This window comes from Clostridium sp. CM041 (assembly GCF_055081035.1).
In genome coordinates, this window is the sequence record NZ_CM143648.1 from 2,930,612 (window position 1) to 2,951,717 (window position 21,106).

General features: G+C 33.1%; 16 protein-coding genes. 14 read left to right on the forward strand and 2 right to left on the reverse strand.

Annotated elements, in window-relative coordinates; translation table 11 throughout:
- Positions 1 to 60 precede the first annotated feature (60 nt).
- Both ACWJJT_RS13865 and ACWJJT_RS13870 read left to right on the forward strand, forming a co-directional pair.
- The gene (locus ACWJJT_RS13865) at positions 61 to 969 is read left to right on the forward strand and encodes an MBL fold metallo-hydrolase (RefSeq protein ID WP_462955122.1); all 909 of its coding nucleotides are present in this window, start codon (positions 61 to 63) and stop codon (positions 967 to 969) included.
- Between the two features lie 81 nt (positions 970 to 1,050).
- Positions 1,051 to 1,482: a hypothetical protein gene (locus tag ACWJJT_RS13870; RefSeq protein ID WP_462955123.1), complete on the forward strand. Its 432-nt coding sequence runs from the start codon at positions 1,051 to 1,053 to the stop codon at positions 1,480 to 1,482.
- Positions 1,483 to 2,080: 598 nt separating this feature from the next.
- Here the strand turns inward: ACWJJT_RS13870 and ACWJJT_RS13875 are convergent.
- Both ACWJJT_RS13875 and ACWJJT_RS13880 read right to left on the reverse strand, forming a co-directional pair.
- Complete coding sequence (locus ACWJJT_RS13875) at positions 2,081 to 2,530, reverse strand: hypothetical protein (RefSeq protein ID WP_462955124.1); 450 nt, start codon at positions 2,528 to 2,530, stop codon at positions 2,081 to 2,083.
- Positions 2,531 to 3,109: 579 nt separating this feature from the next.
- Positions 3,110 to 4,489: a radical SAM protein gene (locus ACWJJT_RS13880; RefSeq protein WP_462955125.1), complete on the reverse strand. Its 1,380-nt coding sequence runs from the start codon at positions 4,487 to 4,489 to the stop codon at positions 3,110 to 3,112.
- A gap of 359 nt (positions 4,490 to 4,848) precedes the next feature.
- Here ACWJJT_RS13880 and uvrB point away from each other — a divergent pair, with 359 nt between their 5' ends.
- The 12 genes from uvrB to ACWJJT_RS13940 all read left to right on the forward strand — a co-directional run bounded on the left by uvrB (position 4,849) and on the right by ACWJJT_RS13940 (position 21,080).
- On the forward strand, positions 4,849 to 6,834 hold the full coding sequence (gene uvrB, locus ACWJJT_RS13885) for an excinuclease ABC subunit UvrB (protein WP_462955126.1): 1,986 nt from the start codon (positions 4,849 to 4,851) through the stop codon (positions 6,832 to 6,834).
- A gap of 25 nt (positions 6,835 to 6,859) precedes the next feature.
- Entirely contained in the window at positions 6,860 to 9,682 is a 2,823-nt protein-coding gene (gene uvrA, locus ACWJJT_RS13890; RefSeq protein WP_462955127.1) for an excinuclease ABC subunit UvrA, read from the forward strand.
- Positions 9,683 to 9,905: 223 nt separating this feature from the next.
- The gene (locus ACWJJT_RS13895) at positions 9,906 to 10,334 is read left to right on the forward strand and encodes an FHA domain-containing protein (RefSeq protein WP_462955128.1); all 429 of its coding nucleotides are present in this window, start codon (positions 9,906 to 9,908) and stop codon (positions 10,332 to 10,334) included.
- A gap of 26 nt (positions 10,335 to 10,360) precedes the next feature.
- Positions 10,361 to 11,605, forward strand: a complete 1,245-nt coding sequence (locus ACWJJT_RS13900; RefSeq protein ID WP_462955129.1) for an FtsW/RodA/SpoVE family cell cycle protein — start codon at positions 10,361 to 10,363, stop codon at positions 11,603 to 11,605.
- Complete coding sequence (locus ACWJJT_RS13905; RefSeq protein WP_462955130.1) at positions 11,598 to 13,031, forward strand: peptidoglycan D,D-transpeptidase FtsI family protein; 1,434 nt, start codon at positions 11,598 to 11,600, stop codon at positions 13,029 to 13,031. Before ACWJJT_RS13900 ends, ACWJJT_RS13905 begins: the two co-directional genes overlap by 8 nt.
- 154 nt (positions 13,032 to 13,185) lie before the next feature.
- On the forward strand, positions 13,186 to 15,051 hold the full coding sequence (gene uvrC / locus ACWJJT_RS13910) for an excinuclease ABC subunit UvrC (RefSeq protein WP_462955131.1): 1,866 nt from the start codon (positions 13,186 to 13,188) through the stop codon (positions 15,049 to 15,051).
- A gap of 181 nt (positions 15,052 to 15,232) precedes the next feature.
- Entirely contained in the window at positions 15,233 to 16,168 is a 936-nt protein-coding gene (gene murB, locus ACWJJT_RS13915; protein ID WP_462955132.1) for a UDP-N-acetylmuramate dehydrogenase, read from the forward strand.
- A gap of 32 nt (positions 16,169 to 16,200) precedes the next feature.
- Positions 16,201 to 16,401, forward strand: a complete 201-nt coding sequence (locus tag ACWJJT_RS13920; protein WP_462955133.1) for a hypothetical protein — start codon at positions 16,201 to 16,203, stop codon at positions 16,399 to 16,401.
- A gap of 192 nt (positions 16,402 to 16,593) precedes the next feature.
- Positions 16,594 to 17,478 (forward strand): RNase adapter RapZ, encoded by an 885-nt coding sequence (gene rapZ, locus ACWJJT_RS13925; RefSeq protein WP_462955134.1) that lies wholly within the window; start codon positions 16,594 to 16,596, stop codon positions 17,476 to 17,478.
- Positions 17,475 to 18,812, forward strand: coding sequence for a gluconeogenesis factor YvcK family protein (locus tag ACWJJT_RS13930; protein ID WP_462955135.1), 1,338 nt, complete (start codon positions 17,475 to 17,477; stop codon positions 18,810 to 18,812). The genes rapZ and ACWJJT_RS13930 overlap by 4 nt, the downstream gene beginning before the upstream one ends.
- A 4-nt stretch (positions 18,813 to 18,816) precedes the next feature.
- The gene (whiA, locus tag ACWJJT_RS13935; protein WP_462955136.1) at positions 18,817 to 19,767 is read left to right on the forward strand and encodes a DNA-binding protein WhiA; all 951 of its coding nucleotides are present in this window, start codon (positions 18,817 to 18,819) and stop codon (positions 19,765 to 19,767) included.
- A gap of 8 nt (positions 19,768 to 19,775) precedes the next feature.
- The gene (locus ACWJJT_RS13940) at positions 19,776 to 21,080 is read left to right on the forward strand and encodes a DRTGG domain-containing protein (RefSeq protein WP_462955138.1); all 1,305 of its coding nucleotides are present in this window, start codon (positions 19,776 to 19,778) and stop codon (positions 21,078 to 21,080) included.
- The last annotated feature ends 26 nt before the right edge of the window (positions 21,081 to 21,106 follow it).

Here is a 21,106-nt window from a genome sequence, read left to right on the forward strand (position 1 = left end):
AGATACATAGCCATTAATAGGTAATCACATAAATGAGTATAAAAGGAAGAAAGTGAATATATGGAGATAAAAGAAATAAAGGGAAATACATTTTGTATTGATACTGGAATGACATACATACCTTTTTATAAAATTAATCATGAAGAAATTATTATGTTGGATTCAGGATGGGCACAAGGAGAAAGAAAAGGAATAGATGAGCTTCTTTTAAAAAACAACTTTAAGGTAGTCGCCATAATTTGCAGTCATGCTCATATAGACCATGTAGGAAATAATGCATATTTGAAGGAAAAATATAACTGTATTATTGCTATGCCATCCTATGAAGCTCTTATTTGCAGTTCAACGGTTAATCTAAAGCTCTATTACAGTAGCCAAACATTATCCGATGTTCTAGAGCATTTTGGAGATATGGTTTGTGAAACAGATATTATGATTTTGGATAACCAAGATAGCGTAACTGTGTGTGGTGTTAAATTTAAAATTATTCATACACCAGGGCACAGTCCTGCACATATATGCATTACTACTCCTGATGATGTTGCGTATTTGGGAGATTCACTCATAAGCTATGAAGTCATGAGGGGGGCTAAAATGCCTTACGCTTATATACTGAGTGTGGATTTGTTAAGTAAATTAAAACTTTATGATCTAAAATATAGCAAATATGTAGTGGCACACAAAGGTATATTTGATGATATTACAGGACTTATAGCTGACAATATAAGTTTTTATAAGGATAGAGCATTAAGAATATATAATGTCATAGATGGTACTATGACAATGGAGGATATCCTAAATGCTGTTATTATAAGCTTTAATATTAATGTAAAAAGCAAATATAGATATACAACAATAGTAAGAATGCTTAGGTCATATGTTGAATATTTGAATGAAACAGGAATGATAGTTTTAAATATGGATGAGGGGTTTCTTAAATATTCAAAAGCGGTGATTTTAGATAAATAAATTTTAAAAATTTTTTATTAAATAAATCCCTGTAACATAACTACAATTCATTATGGGAACATTAATAAATGGGTGATGTTTATGATTAAAAAAATACTGTCAGTTATGTTCTTCTTTATTATGTTGTTTAATTCAACAGTGGTTCGTGCTGAAGGATTAAAATATGTTGAAATTTTTGATCCAAAGCAAGAAAAGGTGGTGAAAGTAGTCCAGTTAAATCCAGAAATTCATAATATGGTTGCAAGCTCTATAAAGAATGTTGATAATATCTATGCTAAAAGTGATCCTCTTACAGATGATGGTTATGCAATTAAAATTCCGCTTGACCCCGTTGTCAAGGTACAAAGAAAATGTTTAAACGCACTTATAAATGAAGTTTATATAATTATACCCGAAAATGACACGCCATTTTTTATGGTTTTTGAAAATGAAACCAAAGTACTTTATTTCCCATTTAAAGGAGACATAAATTCGTTGTCAAAAGTTTTAGATTTTAATCTTAAAGGCAAATGAGGGTTCTAGTCAGGATTACTGTAAAAGCAGAATAATAAAATCTATAAAGGAGGTAACTTAAAGTTATCTCCTTTATAGATTTTTGGCTTGTAATTTCACTTGTATAAATTATAAGTTTAGGAATTTTGAAATTTGAATCTAGTTTAATGTCAACATCCAAAACAGTCACCTCTTCAACTTTATATTGTATTTAATGTATGAATATAGTATATTTGTTTAAATATTAAATACCCTTGGCAAGCTCCTTTTCTATTATATAGGAAACAACTTGTGGTAAATAATGTGGATAACTTTTTTTTCTGCCCTTGGATTTCATCCAACCTGTGGATATAGATATGCATAATAGTATGAACTTTCTCCGGAGGTGATTCCAAATAAGAGAAGCAGAAACATTGAAATTTCATTTAGAAATTCTTCTTTTCCAATGTAAAATTCTCGTGAGTCTGACAGGAAGTCAGGCTAGCGAACCTGAGGCAGGATGCCGAATGTGAGCGCCAGGGAATTTTATATTCGAAAAGATTAGAATTCCTTAATGGAATTTCACGTTTCAACCTCTTATTTGGAGTCACGCAGGAGAAAGTTCATATTGAGTGGATTTTTAAAGTAAACTATGTAACACCCTAGTGTGGTATAGGTGTAATTGCTTCAGTATAATTTTATCGGCTTGAGCTTGAGTTATAGTCCCATTACTTACAAGTGATGTTAGAGGATTTATATGAGTTATCTTGTTACTATCCATATATAGTTTACTTCCTTGAGTAGTAATAGCTTTAGTTTTTTCGGAACCTTCAGATCTATTTAGTACAGCTTTAATTTTATTGGCATCAGTTTGAGTTATAGTATTAGCAGTTACAAGGTTTTCAACATTTGCGCCTAAACCCTGTTTTATTTTAGTATCTATTTTTTTACATTCAGTTGTTAAAGAAGCTTTTCTATCAATGTTTAATGGGTTAGAAGTCGCTGCGAAAGCTGTACTGGCAGATGATAAAAGTATTCCAACTGTTAGTGAGCCAGATAGAATTTTGTTTTTTATAGATATAATTTTCATTTTAATATCTCCTCATTAATTTATTTTTATCGATTCTATCTTTTAATCATAGCAATTGAGGGTGTCAACGAGGTGTCAATATAATGTCTATTTTGTTTGTTTTGTGTATTTTCTATAAATTTTGTATTAACTCATCTCCTGCGGAGCTGAAATGTCGTTAAATTCCTTCACAAGATAATCCCAACCTACCAGGCTTATAACAAATATTTTTGTGCGAAAAAGTATATATTACTTATACTGTATTAATAAATAATATATACTTTTCTCTTTTTTATTATATATGAAACAGCTTGAGAAAAACAATGTGGATATAGATATGCATAATAGTATGAACTTTCTCCGGAAGTGACTCCAAATAAGAGAAGCAGAAACATTGAAATTCCATTTAGAAATTCTTCTTTTCCAATATAAAATTCTCGTGAGCCTGACAGGAAGTCAGGCTAGCGAACCTGAGACAGGACGCCGAATGTGAGCGCCAGGGAATTTTATATTCGAAAAGATTAGAATTACTTAATGGAATTTCACGTTTCAACCTCTTATTTGGAATCACGCAGGAGAAAGTTCATACGGACTACACTATTAACCTTTTGATAATTCATCATTTCCTTTTTCATTAAAAGTTTCCTTCCACTCTTTATCGGCATAAGGTGTAAAAGCATTTGCAACCTTGTCAATATTTTCATGGAATTCTTTGTAATTAAGCATAACATCTCCAGCAGCATCAGTTGGTTTAGCGCCAACCTTTTGACATACATCTCTTATTACATTGGTATTATCTATCATCATACATGGCCTTAACATATTTTTGTTATAGGGCTGTCTATGTCTTAATTCTTTAAAGAAAGGATCCCTAAAAGCGTCAATTAATGGTCTTCCCTTTAAATTAACTGTTGAGAAATGTGCAAATATACATGGTTCTGCATCCTCTTTCGAATTGATATGAAAGAAGTATTTGCCGGCTATACATCCCCCTACTAGTGGAGCATCATTAAAGAAATCAATTGTAAAATATGGTTTTGTTGTTCTTATTTCATTAGTTCTTCTTCCAAGTCTTATTCTCTGCTCTGGTGTAAGCATCATACCAAACTGTGGATGTGAACTTACCGGCATAAACAAGAAATACCAACTTAATTTAGAACCTTTTTCAATTAGCATATCAGTAAATTTGTCAGATAATACATCATCTATGTTAGTTCTTGTAACACATGTTGAAACTCCGAATAAAACTCCTCTTTCTTTAAGCATATCCATAGCATGTATAACTTTTGCGAATGTACCCTTTCCTCTTCTTGCTTCTGTATCTTCTTCAAAGCCTTCAATCGAGAGCATTGGGAATACATTTGAACATTTTTGTATCCTATTGGCAATTTCGTCAGTTATAAGAATGCCACTAGTAAACGGGGAGAACATCATGTCATCAAATTTTTCATATATATCGAGCAGATAGTCATTATAGAAAGGTTCACCCCCAAGTATTATTATCCAGTATATCCCCAAATCTCTTGCTTCTTTAATTAATCTCTCTACTTCTACAGGTGGAATATCAGTATCCTTACTATAATTAGATGCATAGCATCCAACGCAGTGCAAAGGACATCTCATAGATGGACTTATTAGCAAAACAAATGGTATTTTTGTATCTTCATCAGTTAAAAATTTGCTGCGTTTTGCACCAGCATACCAATTTGCATTTGCAAAGAAATTAGTAACCAATTTCTTAAGACACTTTGTGTCTGTATTAGTTAATATATTTTGTATATATTCATGTGTTGGTGGGTTACTCTTGTAATAACTATAGACAAAATCTATTTGTTTTAGTTGAGACTCATCTTTTATTAGTTTTTTTATAGTATCAAAAATTTTGTCAACATTTCTTTCTGGGTTCTTTTCTAGATAATTAATTAAAGTCTCCATGATTTTAGATTTTACACCTTTTTCTACAGAATTCATAATACTCACAACAATTCCTCCATTTAAAATATTTTTTTTATGCAGTATATTATTATTTAATGAGAATCAACTAATATTAATTGTTAATTTTGTCTATATGCAAATAGGTGATTATATATATATATAGTATCTATATTTATAATTTAGAATAAAATGCAACTAATGAAAATTTTTAATGGTAAATTAGCAAGAAGTATTGTTGGAAGAACTATGAATGGTGTTAATTATAATCTTTAGATTTTTTTAATTTATAGTAGTTGAATAGTTTTTGTGAATTAGTATAGGATATATTGACATATGAAAAATTTATAGTTAAAATGGAGGTAACGAACAAATGTTCAGAAAAAGGAATACAAGGCGGTGATTTTATGCATGAGTTTAAGTTACATTCAAAGTTTGAACCTACTGGAGATCAACCACGGGCAATTGATAGCCTTGTGCGTGGAATTGAAGAAGGTAAAAAGTTTCAAACTCTTAAAGGAGTAACGGGGTCAGGAAAGACCTTTACCATGGCTAATATTGTTGAAAGGGTTCAAAAGCCTACATTGGTGCTTGCTCATAATAAGATCTTAGCAGCACAGCTTTGCTCAGAGTTTAGAGAATTTTTTCCTGATAACTGTGTTGAGTATTTTGTTTCATATTATGATTATTATCAGCCTGAGGCTTATATTGCACAGACGGATACATTTATAGAAAAAGATTCATCTGTTAACGATGATATTGATAAATTAAGACATTCAGCTACATCGGCATTACTAGAGCGTAACGATGTTATTGTGGTGGCTTCGGTTTCATGTATATATGGACTTGGTAACCCCGAGGAGTATAAAAAACTTACAGTGTCATTAAGGGTTGGCATGGAAAAGGATAGAAATGAAGTAATAAGACATTTAGTAGATATACAGTATGAAAGAAATGATATTAATTTTATTCGCGGAACCTTTAGAGTGAGAGGTGACACTATAGATATATTCCCTGCTTCGTCGTCAAGTGAAGGAATTAGGGTAGAGTTTTTTGGAGATGAGATAGAAAGGATTAGATCATTTGATTCTCTTACAGGAGAGATTATTGGAACCCTAAAACATGTATCTATTTTCCCCGCTTCCCATTTTGCTACATCCAAGGATAAATTAGAACTTGGCATAGCTCAAATAGAGCAGGAGCTTGAGGAGAGGTTGAAGGAGCTTACTTCAGAGGATAAAGCTTTAGAGGCACAAAGACTTAAGCAAAGAACAAACTATGATATTGAAATGATGAGAGAGGTTGGTTACTGTACTGGTATAGAGAACTATTCTAGAATTTTAGATGGTAGGGCTGCTGGAACAGCACCTCAAACATTGATGCATTATTTCCCTAAGGATTTCTTAATGTTTATAGATGAGAGCCATGTAACTCTTCCGCAGGTTAGAGCTATGTTTGGTGGGGATAAATCAAGAAAGACTAATTTAATTGAATATGGATTTAGACTTAAGTCAGCCTATGATAATAGACCGCTAACTTTTCAGGAGTTTGAGGGTACAATGAATGAAACGATTTTTGTAAGTGCAACTCCAAACGTTTATGAAGCAGAGCATAGTGAGAATGTGGCAGAACAAGTAATAAGACCTACGGGGTTATTGGATCCTGAAATAGTTATAAGACCTGTTAAGGGGCAAATAGATGATTTATATGCGAGTATTCAGGAAACAATAAAAAGAGGCTTTAGGATTTTAGTTACGACCCTTACAAAAAAAATGTCAGAAGATTTGACTAAATACTTTAAAGAAATGAATATGAAAATTACATATTTACATTCAGATATTGATACCATAGAAAGAATGAAAATTATCCAAGATCTTAGGCTAGGTACTTTTGATGTGCTAGTAGGTATAAATCTTTTGAGAGAAGGATTAGATATTCCAGAAGTAGCTCTTGTTGCAATACTCGATGCAGATAAAGAAGGGTTTTTACGTTCTGAAACCTCATTAATTCAAACAATAGGAAGAGCTGCAAGAAATTCAGAGAGCAAGGTAATAATGTATGCAGACAAAATTACAAAGTCTATGAAAAAGGCTATGGATGAAACTACAAGGCGTAGAGCAATTCAGATGGAATATAATGAAGAGCATGATATAGTGCCAACCACTATTGTAAAAGATATTAGGGAAGTAATCGGATCTATAACAGTTGCGGAAGATAAAGAGGTATATGAAACCCTTGAAGCTGCAATGGATGCGAATTACGATGAAACTAAAAAGTTAATGGATAAGTATGAAAATGAGATGAAGCAAGCAGCTAAGGATTTACATTTTGAAAGAGCGGCGCAGCTTCGCGATATAATTTATAAACTCAAAAAGCAGATTAAAAATATATAATTGTGTTGTAACAGAGGAGGAAAATATGAGGGATAAAATTTTTATAAAGGGTGCTAAGGTTCACAATTTAAAAAATGTTGATTTGGAGATACCGAGAGATAAATTTGTAGTGTTTACTGGACTTTCAGGGTCTGGTAAATCTTCACTTGCTTTTGATACATTATATGCAGAGGGGCAAAGAAGGTATGTGGAGTCATTATCTGCATATGCAAGGCAGTTTTTAGGTAATATGGATAAGCCGGATGTTGAGTACATAGAGGGGTTATCTCCTGCTATTTCTATAGATCAGAAAACTACTAACAGAAATCCACGTTCCACAGTGGGCACTGTAACTGAAATTTATGATTATTTGAGACTTCTTTATGCTAAAGTAGGAACGCCTCATTGTCCTAAATGTGGTAAGGAGATTTCTCAGCAAACTGTAGACCAGATGGTGGATAGAATAATGGATATGCCAGAGAAAACTAAGATTTCAATTTTATCTCCTGTGATAAGGGGAAAAAAAGGTGAACATGTCAAGTTAATAGAAAATATTAAAAAAAATGGTTTCGTTCGCGCTAGGATAGATGGTACTACTGTAGAGCTTCTGGAAGAGGAAATAAAGCTCGCAAAGACTAAAAAACATAATATAGAGATAGTAATAGACAGAATTTCTGTAAAAGAAGAAGTTCGAGGGAGGCTTTCTGAATCTTTAGAGAGTGCATTAAAACTAGCAGAAGGGACTGCAATTGCTAGCATTTCTGGTGGTGAAGATATTCTTTTTAGTGAGCATTTTGCCTGCATTGATTGCGGCATTAGCCTTGGAGAATTGGCTCCGAGGATGTTTTCGTTTAATTCTCCATATGGGAAGTGCGACACTTGCGACGGCCTTGGTACTCTTATGGAAATTGAAGAGGATTTAATAATACCAGATAAAAGTAAGAGTATTAAAGGTGGCGCCATTTTGTCTTTTGGAGAAGGTAGTCTTAAGGAGGATTCCTGGACTTTTTCGGTGCTTCGGGCAATAAGTGAAAAATACAAGTTTAGCTTAGATACACCTATAGAAGACTATGAACCAGAAATTCTTAAAATATTACTGTACGGAACTAATGGAGAGAAAGTTAAGGTGGAGTATGTTAAGGAGTTTAGATCAGGTACTTTTAATCATTCTTATGAAGGAATTATAAATAATTTAAAAAGACGATATTTTGAAACCTCGTCAGATTATATAAAAAGAGAAATTGAACAATATATGGGTGATAATGCATGCCCTAAGTGCAAGGGAGCAAGGCTAAGCCCAGAGGCACTAGCCGTAACTGTTGGGGATAAGAATATAAGCGAGTTTTGTCAATTGTCTATTGTAGATGAAGTTATATTTTTAAAAGATATCAAATTATCAGAGAAAAATAAGATTATATCTAATCAAATTTTTAAGGAAATAAATGATAGACTTAATTTTTTAAAGGATGTAGGACTTGATTATTTGAATTTAGCTAGGGCGGCAGGTACATTGTCTGGTGGAGAAGCGCAGAGAATAAGGCTAGCGACTCAGATAGGATCAAGCCTAATGGGAGTTTTATATATTTTAGATGAACCTAGTATTGGTCTTCATCAAAGGGATAATGATAAACTTATAAAGACGTTAAAGCATTTAAGAGATATAGGTAACACATTAATTGTGGTGGAGCATGATGAAGATACCATGAAGGCAGCAGATTTTATTGTAGATGTTGGGCCAGCAGCTGGCGAACATGGTGGAGAAATTGTGGCTACTGGATCAATTGAGGATATAAAAAACTGTGAAAGGTCAATTACAGGTCAATATTTAAGTGGTAAAAAGAAGATAGATGTTCCGAAGGTGACGAGAGTATCTAATGGAAATAGTATAAAAATACTTAATGCAAGGCAAAATAATCTTAAAAATGTTAGCGTGGACTTTCCCCTAGGTGTATTCACTGCAGTCACTGGTGTTTCAGGTTCTGGAAAGAGTACTCTAGTTAATGAAATTCTATACAAAGGTCTTAATAAAAAGGTGAATAAATCTAAGAAAAATCCTGGGCTACATAAAGATATTTTAGGATATGAGAATATAGATAAAATCATAAATATTGACCAAGGTCCTATAGGGCGTACTCCAAGATCTAATCCAGCTACATATACAGGAGTATTTGATATCATTCGAGATGTTTTCTCAATGAGTCCAGAAGCTAAGATGCGGGGTTATAAGCCAGGTAGATTTAGCTTTAATGTAAAGGGCGGAAGATGTGAGGCTTGCAAGGGCGATGGAATAATTAAAATAGAAATGCAATTTTTATCCGATGTGTATGTGCCTTGTGAGGTTTGCAAAGGAAAAAGATATAATAGAGAAACTTTAGAGGTTAAGTATAAAGGGAAAAATATTGATGAAATTTTAAATATGACTGTTGAGGAAGCTGTAAAGTTCTTTGAAAATATTCCTAGAATTTCTAGTAAGTTTAAAACACTGATGGATGTTGGACTCGGATATGTAAGGCTAGGTCAACCATCAACACAATTGTCTGGTGGCGAGGCTCAAAGAATTAAACTTGCTTCTGAATTATCTAAGAGAAGCACTGGCAAGACCTTTTATATTTTAGATGAGCCTACTACAGGACTTCATATTGATGATGTTAGTAAACTTATTAAAATACTTCAAAGACTTGTAGATTCAGGAAATACAGTAGTCGTAATTGAGCATAATTTAGATGTTATAAAGTGCGCGGACTATGTTATAGACTTAGGTCCGGAGGGTGGAGATAAGGGAGGTAGCATTTTATGTAGTGGTACCCCAAAAGAAATATCCTTAAATGTGAATTCATATACAGGACAATATCTTAAAAAAATGTTATAATTCATATTAAGCTAGCATACTAATTTAACGAAACTTCAGAAGGAACTCCCCAACTTCTATAAGTGGGGGGATAACGATTAATAATTGTTATCCGCTCAAGAGGTCTACAAAGGGGTAAATCTCCTTCTGAAGTCGTCAATTTATCTTCTGCTAAGATGTGCGGCTCCGCAGGGATGATTTAATGCTAGTCTTTGATTATGATTTAAAGAGGAGAAAGTGAGTTATGGCTAATATAAGCTTGTTTTTGAGATATGCAATTATAGCGATTATTTACATTATAATAATATTTGCTTTGAGAATAATGTATAAGGACATAAAAGGTGGTGCAAAGAAGAAACCAATTATTAAGAAAACTATGGGGCTTGAGGTTATAGAAAGAGGAGAAAATTTTAATTTGAGAATTGGTGCGGTTATTCCTCTAAACGATGTGCTTACCATAGGCAGAAAGGGAGATAATCTTTTAATTTTGGGGGACAAATACGTGTCATCTCAGCATGCAAGAATATATCTTAAAAATACAGATTATATTTTGCAAGATTTGAGAAGTACTAATGGAACCCTTAAAAACAACAAAAAAGTAACGGACAAGGTAATTATAAAAAAGGGCGATGAAATTAAAATAGGGACTTCAGTTTTTAAAGTTATAGGGTAAATTATGAGTGCGAGGGAGGTGATAGTATGGAAAAGATAAAGGAAGAGCGGAAGCTTCTAAGGTATACTTATCTTCTATGCATAGTTTTATTTATTAATATGTTTCTTATTGGTAAAGATGGATTTGATAAAGGCGCAATAATAATGAGCGCAATAATATGCTTGATGTTTGCGTATTCTCATTTTATAATAAGAAGATTTTTCCCGGATGGTGACAAATATATTTTACTGTTTTCAAATGTTTTAGCGGTTATAGGCATGGCCATGTTATATAGGTTAGACTCATCTCTTGCACTTAAACAACTTATTTTTTATGCAGTTGGAATTGCCATATTCATTTTAATAGTAGTACTTTTCCCTAGCTTATCTAAGTTTGGAAAGTACAAATATTTTTATTTGATATGCACTATTATACTAATGTCATTGGGAAGTATATTTGGAAAAGAAGTTTATGGAGCTAAAAATTGGATATCTATTGGTGGATTTACTTTTCAACCATCAGAATTTGCTAAATTATCTTTGGTAGCATATTTAGCAGCATCATTACAGAATTATGGAGAAAATCTTAAGGGAAAGTCAGAGCTTATGAAAATTAAGGGCTTAATTGAGCCTGGAATTGTAGTTATGATATCCCTTGGTTTCATGGTAAAGCAAACGGATTTAGGATCAGCACTTTTATTTTTTGCTATTTCAGTAACCATGTTATATATTGCTACTTCAAATTTTAAATATGTTCTAGTATGTTTAGGACTTTTTATTGTAGGCGGATTTATAAGCTATAAACTTTTTGGACATGTTCGTGTAAGGGTTATGATCTGGGATGACCCATGGAAATATGGTAACAATGAAGGCCATCAGGTGGTACAATCTTTAATTTCTATAGCTTCCGGTGGTCTTTTCGGAATGGGTTTTGGGCTTGGGCACCCTGGAATGGTTCCTGTAGTCACTACAGATTTTATTTTTTCCGCTATTGCTGAGGAGATGGGCCTTCTTACTGGCTTTGCTATCCTTATTTTATATTTTTTACTGTTTTATAGATGCATGAGGGTACCTGTTTATAGTAAAGATAAATTTACAAGACTACTTGCAGTGGGTTATAGCACAATGATAGCTGCCCAAGTATTGGTTATAGTAGGCGGCGTAGTTGGAGCTATTCCACTAACAGGTATAACGCTACCATTAGTTAGTTCCGGTGGTAGTTCTATGTTAATAACTTTCTTTGCACTAGGTATACTTCAAAAAATTTCGGAGGACGGTCAAAGTTATGAATGATTTTGTGGATAACATAAAAAAAGTCATGTTGGTGTTTTTAATACTTTTTATTGCTTTAATTTCCTACATAACTTATTCATATATGTTTAGGAGTGAAAAGACTTTAGATAGCGCATTTAATAGGAGAACTTCGGCTGAGAGAAATAAGGTATTAAGGGGAACAATTTACGATAAAGATATGGAAGCTTTAACAAAAAGTACAAAAACAAGTGAAACTTCTCAAAAACTAGAATATTTAAAGGGTCCAGTTTTTGCCCATGCTATAGGGTATATGGATACCGTATATAATCTTGCTGGTCTTGAAAAAAAATACGATAAAGAACTTATGGGGGCTGGAGAGACAGCAATTCCAAAGTTCGTTTTCTTTAGTAAAGATACTGAAGAGAAAGTTGGAAATGGATTAAGAACTACTCTTGATTCAAAGCTTCAAAATAAAGCTTATGAGCTTTTAAAGGATACAGGATGTAAAGGTGCGATAGTGGCGATGAATCCTAAAACTGGAGAAGTTTTAGCTATGGTATCCAATCCATCTTATGACCCCAATAATTTAGAAAGAGATATGAAAGATTTAAATGCAGATAAAGAAGGTACACCACTACTTAATAGGGCGACATCTGGGTTATATCCGCCAGGGTCTGTATTTAAAACTATTCCGGCGATAAGCGCTTTAGAAAATATCACTAATGTTTATAATAAGGGATATCAGGATAATGGTAAATTAGTTGTAAATGGAGCACAACTATTGACAAATTATAATGGCGAGGTCTTAGGGAATTTAAATCTTAAATCTGCTTATGTGCATTCTAGTAATGTGTTTTTTGGGTCTTTAGGTATTGATTTAGGAAATAAAGCATTAAATGAAACCGCAGAAAAATTTTATTTTAACAAGAATATCCCATCTGAAGGGTTAACTATAGAGAACAGTAGGTTTCCAAGCTATAAAAGCTATGAAAAAGGTAATATTGCTCAAAGTGCTATAGGGCAGGCGGGGGTTTTAGTTACTCCTATGCAAATGGCATTAGTTGCAAGCGCTGTTGCTAATGATGGGATTATGATGCAACCAATGCTTGTTAAAGAAATATTGGATAGCAAGGGTAAATCTTTAAAAAAAATAGAACCGAAGCAACTAGGAGAAGTGACGTCAAAGGAAAATGCTAGTATCATGAAGGATTTAATGAGAAGCGTTGTAACTGAAGGTACAGGAGGTAATGCAGCTGTGTCAGGCATTGAGGTTAGTGGGAAAACGGGTACTGCAGACCATAAAGATGATGCTAGTGCACAAAGGGGGGCTCATTCCTGGTTTACTGGATTTGCACCCTATGATAATCCTGAAATTGTAATATCGGTAATTGTAGAAGAGGGTGGAGTTGGTGGTAAAAAAGCTGCCCAAGTAACTAGAGATCTTATTGAAAGTTATTTAAAATAAAGCATAAAAATATATGAATATAATAGTAAAGAAAGTCAGATATTGAAATAATATCTGGCTTTCTTATTAGAAATAAGATAGCTACATGATATATGGAGCAATTTGTAGTATATTGCCCAGGAAATTTAACAACATTTTTAAAGGGGGTGCTAATGTGTTCGATTTTGAATATCAACTAAAGATTCTTCCAGATGCACCAGGAGTGTATCTTATGAGTAATCATCTTGGTGAAATAATATATGTGGGTAAGGCTAAAATATTAAAAAATAGAGTAAGGCAATATTTTAAGGGCTCAAAAAATCATTCTGTAAAAGTAAAGGCTATGGTGAAAAATATATCTGAGTTTGAATATATAGTAACGGATTCGGAAATGGAGGCACTTATTTTAGAGTGTAATCTTATTAAAAGATATAGCCCAAGATATAATATTTTGCTTAAGGATGATAAACACTATCCCTTTATAAAGATAACTATAAATGAGGAATTTCCACGGGTTTTTGTAACTAGAAACATTGCAAATGATGGTGGAAAATATTTTGGGCCGTATACAGATTCAGCAGCTGTATATAGCATTATTGAACTTATAAAACAAATATACCCACTTAGGACGTGTAGGCGGACTATTAAAGAGGGACTGCCCCCTACTAGGCCTTGCCTTAACTATCATATTGGGCTGTGCAAAGCCCCTTGTGCAGGGCTTATTAGTAAAGAAGCTTATGGGGAAATAATAAAAGGTACAATGGAGCTACTTACAGGGAAAGACAAAAATATAAAAGATGAGCTAAAGCGAAAAATGGAAAGTGCATCGGAAGATTTAGAATTTGAAAAAGCGGTGGTGTTTCGCGATAAAATCATGGCCATAGATAAAATAAATGAGAAGCAAAAAATTATAATAGGAAATTGCGAGAATGAAGACTTTATTAATCTATATGTTGATGAAAAAGATGTTTGCCTTCAGGTGTTTTTTCTTCGAGATGGGAAGATAGTAGGGCGTGAACATTTTATTTTAAATGATGAAGCGGACCAGGTAGCATATGAGCTTATAGAAGAATTTATAAAGAGATTTTATGGAGGGGCAGCCTTTATTCCTAAAACAATATATGTGCCTTTCATAAATGATGGAGAGATTCTAGAGCAGTGGCTCAGCTCCAAAAAAGAATCAAAAGTTATGATTAAAGTTCCTCAAAAGGGAGAAAAGAAAAAGACTTTAGAGATGGTAGAAAATAATGCTAAGATAACCCTTGAACAATTTAAATTAAAGGATATGCAGGATAAGGAAATTCACAAAATTGCACTGGAGGAGCTTACAGACTTATTGGAACTGGATGAAGTACCTGAAAGAATTGAATCCTATGATATCTCAAATATAATGGGTGTGGATTCTGTAGGTAGTATGGTAGTTTTTGAAGATGGAAAGCCTAAAAGTAGTGATTATAGAAGGTTTAAAATAAAATCAGTAATAGGCGCTAACGATTATGATAGTATGCGAGAAATACTAGAGAGAAGGTTTATTCGCGGCCTAGATGAAGTGAAAAAGATAAAAGAAAGAAATTTAGAATTAAGTAAAGGAAAATTTTGCATATTTCCTGATTTAATTCTTATGGATGGTGGAAAAGGTCAGGTCAATGTGGCCCTTGAGGTTTTAAATAGTCTTAATATTAATATACCTGTATGTGGAATGGTTAAGGATGATAAGCACAAAACTAGAGGTTTAATATATAATAATGTAGAACGAGTTATGAGAGGTAATTCTCAAAGCATGCACTTGATTACTAGAATACAGGATGAGGTGCATAGATTCGCTATTACTTATCACAGAACTTTAAGAGATAAAAGAACGCTCTATTCTATATTAGATAATATACCTAATATAGGGGAAAAGAGAAGACGAGAACTACTAAAAAAATTTGGTAGTATTGATAAGATAAAAAGCGCAAGTATTAAGGAACTAATGGAGACTCCCTCCATGGACAGTAAGGCCTCGGAATGCGTTTTAGAATATTTTAGAAAGAGTAAATAGTGAATATTGAAATAATAATCAAATATGTCAGAGAAATTAACAATGAATAATGATTAGTTAAATTGTTGAAATATCTTAATAAAAAGGGTAAAATAAAGTCACTATATAATTCCAGAGCATAAATTACATGATTTATAGCCTGGAAGTACATAAATATATTAATATTTTCAAGGAGTAGAATATGAAAAAATATGAGGAACTAATTAAACAAATAGATAAAGTTACTAAAAGATCAAACATAAAGATAGATGAGCCTATGAAAAGCCATACTTCTTTCAAAGTAGGGGGACCGGCTGATATTCTAGTGACTCCAGAAGATGTGATGGAAGCTCAGTCAATAATAAAAATTTGTAAAGATAATAAAGTGGATTATTATTTAATAGGAAATGGTTCTAATTTACTTGTACGTGATGGTGGAATTCGCGGAGTAGTTATAAAGTTATGTAAGTTTAATAAAATTGAGGCAAAAGGAAATAAAGTAATTGCTCAAAGTGGAGCAAGTTTATATGACGTTACCATGGTGGCACTGGGTGAAGGACTTAAAGGTATGGAATTTGCAAATGGAATTCCAGGTAGCATTGGTGGTGCGGCAGCTATGAATGCAGGAGCATATAATGGTGAAATGTCTATGGTTATGGAGAGTATATTAGCTCTTGATAATAATGGAGAATTATTAACTTTAACAAAAGGCGAAATGGAGCTTTCTTATAGGAGTAGCGCTATTCTAAAACACGGGTATACGGTAATAAGTGTTACTCTTAGTCTCCAAGAAGGAGATAAGGAGATTATAAAAGCAAGGATGGACGACCTTGCGAAAAAAAGAAGTGATAAACAACCTTTAGAATACCCATCAGCGGGTAGTACATTTAAAAGACCAGAGGGCCATTATGCAAGTGTTCTTATACAAGATTGCGATTTAAAGGGGACTTGCGTTGGGGATGCTCAAGTGTCTGAGAAACATTCTGGTTTTATTATTAATAAAAAAGATGCTAGTGCTAAGGATATTTTGGATTTGATAAAGCTTGTGCAGCATGTAGTTTATGAGAAGTTTGGGGTAAAGCTTACTACTGAAGTAAAGATATGGGGAGAAGACGAACGGGCTTCCAAGGAGGAGTAAGTATAATCATATAGAGGGAAATTATGGAATGAATGGTACGTAAAGAAATTTTGGGTTTAAGGAGTTATAAGGCAGGCAAGCCTATAAGTGAAGTTAAGAGAGAATTAGTAGAGGAAACTCATATGTACCCAGATGCATCAAATCATGAATTGAAGGATGTAATAAGCGCAACTGGAAAAAAGTATTTTTATGCGCAAAAAAAAGTATATATTACGTATAATGCATTGAAGTGAATGCACTAATAGTAATATATACTTTTTTTCTTTTTTATGTTTACCTTTCTATAAACGCTCCATGTGTTATAATAAAAAGTGAAACTATGCTAGTACAATGCAGTAAATGAGCCTTCAAAGCGAATTTATTATTAATATTAAAATATTAACAGTTGTAGTAATTATTATTTTTTTATATAGGGGGGTTTTTAAATGAGATTTGTTATATTGACAGGGTTATCAGGAGCTGGAAAAACACAAACAATACGAAATCTTGAGGATTTAGGATTTTTTTGCGTAGATAATTTGCCACCTATATTAATTCCGAAATTTGCGGAGGCATGTTATCAATCTAACGGGAATATAGATAGAATTGCTTTAGTTATAGATATTCGCGGTGGAAAGTTTTTTGATGATTTATTTGAAAGCTTAACCTTTTTAAAAGAACAAGATTATAAATATGAAATTTTGTTTTTAGAGGCAACAGATGAAGTACTCGTTAAAAGATATAAAGAGACAAGGAGAAAACATCCGCTAGCGCCAGAGGGAAGGGTTTTAAATGGAATTGCTTCTGAGCGAAAAACACTTAAGGATATACGTGAGCGTGCTGACCATATAATCAATACTACGAAAATTTCAGCAAGAGAGCTTACAGAAGAAATAAATAATATTTATGCAGAGGAAGGTCAGATAGAAACTAAACTTATTATAACTGTGCTTTCGTTTGGATTTAAATATGGAATACCTGTGGATTCAGATTTAGTATTTGATGTTAGATTTTTGCCAAATCCATATTATATTCCAGAACTTAAGCAGTATTCAGGTAATGACCAACCTGTTAGAGATTATGTATTACAGTGCCAGGGAACTAAAGTATTTATAGAGAAGCTTCAAGATATGCTACAATTTCTTATTCCGAATTATAAAAAAGAGGGAAAAAGACAACTCATAGTGTCTATAGGATGCACTGGGGGAAGACACAGATCGGTAGCTATAGCAAATAAAATCCATGAAATGTTAGAGCGAGATGGATATAACGCTAATATAGATCACAGGGATATAAATGAAGACGTGAGTAGAGGCGGCAACAAGCTATGATGTTGAGTGATTTTCTGAAGCCTGGAATCAACTTAAAAAGATGGATTTTTATAGGGATTATAGGTGTCTTGTTATTAGTGTTTGGTGTTGTTGAACTTATAAATGAAGGGCATTCTTCTGTGGGAAGTATAGGTTTTCCGATACTTTTCATAGTGATTGGGTCTTTGATGATATATGTAGCTATAATACAAATTGTTAAATATTTTATTATACTAGTAAATACAGGAAAGCTAGATGTAGCTATAAGTTCAAAAGGCTTAGGGGATTTAATATTTGAAAAGAGGGTGCTTATAAAAGGACCTAAAATTGTAGTAATCGGAGGAGGTACTGGTTTATCAACTATGCTCCGAGGATTAAAGAAATATACCAATAATGTAACTGCAATAGTTACAGTAGCAGATGATGGTGGGGGATCAGGGGTTTTAAGAGAAGATTTAGGGATTCTTCCCCCAGGGGATATTAGGAATTGTATATTAGCATTAGCAGATACGGAACCACTAATGGATGAATTATTGCGCTATAGATTTAAAGATGGAAGATTAAAGGACCAAAACTTTGGTAATTTATTTTTAGCAGCGATGGACGGAATTTCAAATAATTTCGAAGAAGCTGTGCAGAAAATGAGTTCAGTCCTGGCTGTAACTGGAAGGGTTATCCCAGTTACTTTAGATAATATGATTTTAAAAGCAAAACTTAAGAACGGAATGATAATTGATGGAGAATCAAATATACCAAAAGGCGTTCTTGAAAATAATAGTGCTATTGAAGAGGTTTTTATAGAACCTAAAGACGCGAAAGCAATTAAAGAAGCATTAGTTGCTATAAATGAGGCGGATGCGGTAATACTGGGACCGGGAAGCCTATATACTAGCATTATTCCCAATCTATTAGTAGGGGAAATAAGAAACGCATTAGATAAAACGAGAGCCATAAGAATTTATGTGGCAAATATCATGACTCAGCCAGGGGAAAGTGATAACTTTGGTGTGGAAGACCATATAAATGCTATACATCAACATGCTAAATGCAAGGTTATTGATTGCGTTTTAGTAAATACAGGGAAAATAGGTAGCGATTTAGAACAAAAATATCTTAACGATAATTCTAATATGGTTAAGATAAATGAAGATGAAGTTACAAAGCAAGGCATAGAGGTAATTAAGAGTGATTTTGTTAAAATTGGAAAAGGGTATATAAGACATGATGAAGATAAGCTTGCAACCATTTTGGTAGAAACAATTATGGAGAAAAAGCTATTTAATGATAAAAAGAAAATAGTAGAGTATGTTTATTTATCACAAAGGCTTAAAGAAAATAAACGCAGTAAGGGGTAGTATAATGTCATTTTCGTCTAAGGTTAAAAATGAAATTTGTAGATTTACAGAAATGAGCAAGAAAGAAGCGGTGTCTGAGCTGGCTGCTATAATGAAGGTTAGTGGAACTATTGGACTTGGTTCAAATAAACAAGTTAATTTCCAAATAACTACCGAGAATCCAGCAATAGCAAGACTTATATTTAAGTTATTAAAGGAACATTTTAATATTCATCCTAGATTACTAGTTAAGAGAAGTAATTCACTTAAGAAAAAGAATGTTTATGTGGTTATAATTACAGAAGAAATGGGTGTTAAAAATTTATTAAAGCAAGTGGCAGTCCTTGAGGATGAGAACTTTTTTTCAATAGATTATACTATACCTGAAAGACTAGTTGATGCTGAAGAGTGCAAGCGTAAATATATAAGAGGAGCTTTTCTAGGTGGTGGAAGTATTAGTAATCCAGAGAAAAACTACCATGTTGAGTTTGTTACGCATGATAATGACTATGCAGAGGAACTATGCACTCTTATTAATAGCTACGGACTATTATCAAAAATAATACAAAGAAAGAGCAGTTACGTAATTTATATTAAAGAGGGTGAGCAGATTGTAGACCTCCTCAATATAATTGGTGCACATAACTCATTATTGTTTCTAGAAAATGTAAGGATAATGAAGGAAATGAGAAACAATGTAAATAGGCTTGTGAACTGCGAAACGGCAAATCTTAGTAAAACAGTAAATGCGTCAGTAAGACAAGTGGAAAGTATTAAATTAATACAATTGGAAATAGGGCTTCAAAGATTACCTAAAAATTTAAGGGAAATTGCTGAGTTAAGACTAGAATACCCAGATGAATCATTAAAGGAACTTGGCGCAATACTTGAGCCGCCAGTAGGTAAATCTGGGATTAATCATAGATTAAGAAGAATAGAGAAAATTGCTGAAGAACTAAGGAAAGAAGGAAGGTAAATTATATAATGTCAAAGCATGAAGAAGTTATTAACTATATTCTTTCCCTTTCGATTGGAACTAAAATCTCAGTAAGGGGTCTCGGTTGTAAATTGGGGCTTAGCGAGGGTACAGCTTATAGAGCTATAAAAGAAGCTGAAAACCTAGGCATTGTTAATACCGTGCCAAGGGTTGGAACCGTAAGAGTTGAAAAGGTAAATAAAAAAAATATTGAAAGGTTGACTTATGCTGAGGTTATAAGTATCCTTGATGCAACGATTTTAGGTGGAAAAGAAGGCATAAATAGAAGTTTAAATAAATTTATAATAGGGGCAATGGATGTTGAGTCAATAAGCAAATATATAAGACCAGGTTACTTGCTTATTGTTGGAAACCGCGAAGAAGCACAACAGCTTGCACTTGAAAATGAGTCAGCGGTACTAATTACTGGAGGGTTTGATTGTAGTGAAAAAGTAAAGGCCTTGGCAAATAAAAAAGGTATTCCTGTATTATCTTCAACATATGATACCTTTACAGTAGCAAGCATGATAAATAAAGCTATTTATGAAAGTATGATTAAGAAGGAAATTATTTTAGCTGAAGATGTAATGGAAGTTAATGTTAAATATTTAAAAGGGACCGATACTATTGCTACTTGGAGAAAATTAATGTTTGAAACTAATCATGAGAGATATCCCGTGGTGGACGAGAATATGAAGCTTATTGGCATAGTTACTTTAAGAGATTTGCAAGGGCATGATGATGAAAATGAACTAATACATAAGGTTATGAATAAAAATACTATAAGTGTAACACCGAAAACAACTGTAGCTTATGCTGCTCATATTATGGGGTGGGATGGTATAAAGATTTGCCCTGTACTTAATAAGAAAAAACTAGTAGGAGTGCTAAGTATAGAAGATGTTATAAAGGCGATGGAGTTTGCATTAAGGCAGCCACAAGTTGCGGAAACTATAGAAGATCTTATTTTAAGAAATTTCATATGTATACATGATGGCGATGATTTACACTTTAATGGCCAAATTATTCCTCAAATGCTAGACCATTTTGGTACTGCTTCTTGGAGTTCACTTAATATGCTATTATCAACAATGGGTATAATGGCATTAAGACAGAATAATAATATTAATATCTCAGTAGATAGTATTATGGCATACTTTATGAAGCCTGTACAAATGGGTAGTGATATTGATATATATGCACAAATTGTGGATAAAGGAAGACACTTTTCTAAGGTTGAAATTAGTATGTACAATGCATTTAAGGAACCTGTGGCAAAGGCTATGATTTCTGCAAGGGTATTTTGTAAATAATTCTAAAGTTGAAGGGAAGTGAAAAT